The 3,823-nt window shown below is 68.4% G+C and carries 5 protein-coding genes; 1 reads left to right on the forward strand and 4 read right to left on the reverse strand.

The features are described from left to right. Positions 1 to 241 (reverse strand): hypothetical protein (locus ACIQMR_RS31355; RefSeq protein ID WP_401394388.1); only part of this gene is annotated, 241 nt, incomplete at its 3' end. Between ACIQMR_RS31355 and ACIQMR_RS31360 the strand changes: the two genes are divergently transcribed. Continuing rightward, a complete protein-coding gene (locus ACIQMR_RS31360; protein ID WP_401394390.1) occupies positions 236 to 553 on the forward strand; it encodes a hypothetical protein in 318 nt (105 codons plus the stop codon). The two genes, ACIQMR_RS31355 and ACIQMR_RS31360, sit on opposite strands and share 6 nt — an antisense overlap. 199 nt (positions 554 to 752) lie before the next feature. On the opposite strand, the gene ACIQMR_RS31365 is transcribed toward ACIQMR_RS31360, so the two are convergent. From ACIQMR_RS31365 to ACIQMR_RS31375, 3 genes are all read right to left on the reverse strand, one after another. Next, on the reverse strand, positions 753 to 1,766 hold the full coding sequence (locus ACIQMR_RS31365) for an IPT/TIG domain-containing protein (RefSeq protein ID WP_401394393.1): 1,014 nt from the start codon (positions 1,764 to 1,766) through the stop codon (positions 753 to 755). A gap of 117 nt (positions 1,767 to 1,883) precedes the next feature. Then, positions 1,884 to 2,624 carry an IPT/TIG domain-containing protein gene (locus ACIQMR_RS31370; RefSeq protein WP_401394396.1) on the reverse strand — a complete coding sequence of 247 codons (741 nt, stop codon included), beginning with the start codon at positions 2,622 to 2,624 and terminating at the stop codon, positions 1,884 to 1,886. A gap of 776 nt (positions 2,625 to 3,400) precedes the next feature. Next, on the reverse strand, positions 3,401 to 3,688 hold the full coding sequence (locus ACIQMR_RS31375) for a PH domain-containing protein (protein ID WP_401394416.1): 288 nt from the start codon (positions 3,686 to 3,688) through the stop codon (positions 3,401 to 3,403). Positions 3,689 to 3,823 lie beyond the last annotated feature (135 nt).

The following is a 3,823-nucleotide window of genomic DNA, read 5'->3' on the forward strand; positions in this document are numbered from 1 at the left end:
GCCGCAGGGCACGCAGGGCGATGCGGGTGTGCAAGGTCCCCAGGGCACGCAGGGTGATGCCGGTACGCCGGGTCCGCAGGGTGAGCTCGGGGGTCAAGGCCCGCAGGGTGATGCGGGTGTGCAGGGCACGCAGGGTGTGCCGGGGACGCCGGGTGAGGACGGTGGTCAGGGGCCGCAGGGAACGCAGGGTGATGCCGGGGCGCAAGGCGCTGCCGGAGCGCAGGGTGCGCAGGGCGTGCAAGGGTTCCAGGGTGTGCAGGGGTCCCAGGGCGCCGCGAGTGGCGCGCAGAGCATCACGACCTCCTTGGAAGTTGCCGGGCCTCAAGCAGCCGACAGCACGTTCTCGGTGGCCTGCCCGGTCGACACCTTTGCGACAGGCGGCAGTGCGGTGCAGCACACCGGGTCGCCGGCCGCTGCGGACAACGTCACCGGTCCCGTGCTGTCCAGTCCGGTAGGTCCGGTGGGAGGGCCTTCCAGCGGCTGGCAGTTCATCAACGCCGATGCCCTGGAAGCGGGCGAATTCGTGACTGTCTACGCGGTGTGCGCTCCGTAGCGCGGCCGGCTCGTGCTGGGCGAACCTTCTCCCCTGTGGGCCACCGAGCAGATGATGATAGGTAGTTCCTGACAGACGAGGCTCTCGTGCTGGTGAGCGCGATGTTCGCTCACCAGCACGAGAGCCTCGTTCGTCTGCACCTGGAGCGCGGCGTGCCCCTATGACAGGAGACGCCGCCGGGGGAAGGGGGGTGCGCCGCTCAGATACCGGGGACTGCGATCCGGGTGTAGGTCAGTCCCGCGCTGGTACCGCCTGGGCTGGTGACGGTGACCTGGACGGCTCCCGCGGATCCGGTGGGGGCCGTGGCGGTGATCTGGGTGGGGGACACGATCGTGAACGCGGTTGCTGTGGTTCCGAATCGGACAGCTGTCACGTCGCCGAGGTTGGTTCCGGTGAGTGTCACCGTGGTGCCGCCCGTCGGTGGTCCTTGAGTGGGAGACAGGCTGGTCAGGGTGGGCAGTGCGACGTACTGGAAGGCCGCGCCGCCGCCGGTGCCGCCCGGGGTGATGACGGTGATCTGCGCGAACCCCGTGGATCCGGGAGGGGAGGTGGCGGTGATCTGAGTGGCGGACACGACCGAGAACGCGGCTGATGTGGCGCCGAAGCGGACGGTCGTTGCGTTGAGCAGGTTGGTTCCGGTGAGTGTCACGGCTGTGCCGCCCGCGGTCGGCCCTTGAGCGGGAGACACGGCCGTCAGGGTCGGCAGTGCGACGTAGTAGTAGGCCAATCCTCCGCTGGTGCCGCCAGGGCTGATGGCGGTCACCTGAGCCGGCCCCGGGGACCCGCCAGGGACGGAGGGGGCGACGGCGTTGATCTGGGTGGCGGAGACGACCGTGGAAGCAGCCGTTGTCGTGCCGAAGCGGACTGTCGTCAGGTTGGCGAGGTTGGTTCCGGTGAGTGTCACAGCTGTGCCGCCGGCGACGGGCCCTTGACCGGGGGACACGGCGGTCAGGATCGGGAGTGCGACGTAGTAGTAGGCCAGTCCTCCGCTGGTGCCGCCAGGGCTGATGGCGGTCACCTGGACGTTCCCCGCGGATCCGGGCGGGGCGACGGCGGTGATCTGCGTGGCGGACACGATCGTGAACGCGGCCGCTGTCGTGCCGAACCGGACTGTTGTGACGTCGCCGAGGTTGGTGCCGGTGAGCGTCACCGTGGTGCCGCCCGCGGTGGGTCCTTGATTGGGAGACAGGCCCGTCAGGGCAGGTGCAGCCATGATGCCTCTTCGCAGCGGTGGACGGATACGGCCGTGGGGGTGGGGCAGGGTGACGGCCCGGGCGCCTTCCGGGGTGCCCGGGCCGCCTGCTCGCCCGGCAGGTGCCGGAAGCGTCGATCAGATGCCGGGGCCCGTCACATAGGTGTAGCCGTCGACTTCGGTGGCGCTTCCGCCGCTCGTGTTGACGACGACGTCGACCGCGCCCGCGGCGCCGGGCGGTGTGACCGCTGACACAGTCTCGCTGTTGATCACCGAGAATGGCGCGGTGACGCCGTCGAAGGTGACCGACTGAGTGGTGGACAGGCCGGTTCCGGCGATCGTCACTGCAGTGCCGCCGGAGGTCGAACCCGATGTCGGTGTCAGTGAGGTGATCGTGGGCGCGTCCACGTAGGTGTAGGAGAAGCCGTTGTTTGTGCCGCCCGTGGTGGTGACGCTCACGCCGACCGACCCGGCCGCGCCGGCGGGAACGGTGACGCTCAGCACGCTGTCCGAGGTGATGGTTGGGGTTGCGTCGTTGCCTCCGAATGCTACGGAAGAGGCGGTTGCGAGACCGGAACCGGTGATGGTGACGGTGTTACCGCCACCGGAGGGCCCCGAATCAGCACTCAGCGATGCCTTGAACGGCGCCCCGATGTAGTAGAAGCTGAGAGGGTTGCTCGTACCTGCGGCCGTGGTCACCGTGACGCCGACTGTACCGCTGCCCGAGGGCGAGGTGACGGTCACGGAAGTCGGGGTGTTGGCGGTGATCGTGGCCAGCTTGCTGCCGAACCTCACGGCAGTAGCATTGCTGAGACTGGTGCCGGTGATGACGACGGTGGTGCCGCCACCAGTCGATCCCTGGCTGGGGGTGATGGGCATGGTGAGACCTCCTGAGGCAAACCGAGGTTCTGGACGAGGTGTAGTTCTGCTCGGTGGGTCCGGCGTCGTCGCTCGTCAGCAACGCGTACACCGCACGGGAAATGACGGGTGCGCAGAGGAACCGAATGCTCCCTGCACGAGCTCGAATTCCGTGGAGTCGACGACTGGTCGACCCTGAGTCGAATGCGTGCCCCTGAGCGCGGGGCGGCAGGGAGTAGGTTGAGAGAGGGGAGAAGAATCCGCCGTCGGCGGACCCTGGCCGTTCGAACGTGCCGCGCTGCCGCCGGCCCACTCGATGGAGTGGGCTACCGTGCAGCTCAGCTGCGTCTATTGACCCATCCGCGCCAGTCGGGGCACAAGTCCCTCAGAGCGAGCTGGTAAGAATAGCCGATTTCCGTCTCGCTCGGGTTCTCTAATCTCGAACGAATCTGCAAAGTCGGGGAGTGCGGGCCGATGGTCTCGCGATTTCCCTCTGGCAGAGAACCGCACTCCGTGCCTTTTCCGTTGTCCCGAGTAGGGAGCCGGGCCTCGTTCGGAGCCCGCCGGAGTTCCTCAAGTCAGTTACTAGTAAAGCGAGTTATGCGCCGTGCGGTTGGACCATGCTGTCTGCGGGGCACTTCCGGTCCGGGAACGGTCGTCTTGCGTACGGAAGACACACCGCATGGGGTCCTCAATCGATTTTCGGCCGCCGCGAACGTGCATGTTCTGTCGTCTGCGCACGAGGCGGGCATACGGGCTCGGCAGCCTGAGCCTGGGCAGCTGCGACGACGAGGCGTTCAGGAGCCGCGAAGGAATTCGTCGAGAATCCCCGGCGCCGTCGTCGCGGCGAAGGCCGGCGCCGTCCGCGCCGCGAGATCCGGAATGCGGTAGCCGTGCTCACCTGCCGCCACCGCCGCGGTGACCGTCACCAGACCGGCTCTCCGCGCGAACGGCGAGGAAGTGAACGCCCAGGCGGCGATCGCGTCCCGCTCCAGCACGAGCGTGTCCCGGGCGAACGTGCCGGAGCGCACCAGCAGATGACGCCCAACGAGTCGGCGGTGACCCGGTAGTGCGTACGGCTCCAGCGGACCGTTCCGGCCGCATCATGGCGGCATGCTGCTGGCCCGCCTGGCGGACGTGTCACGGCAGATCGCCGCCGAACCGTCCCGTACCCGCAAGGTCGCGGCCCTCGCGTCCCTCTTCGGGGACGCCCGGCCGCA

The organism is Streptomyces sp. NPDC091376, assembly GCF_044757085.1.
GTDB classification, from domain to species: Bacteria; Actinomycetota; Actinomycetes; order Streptomycetales; family Streptomycetaceae; genus Streptomyces; species Streptomyces pratisoli.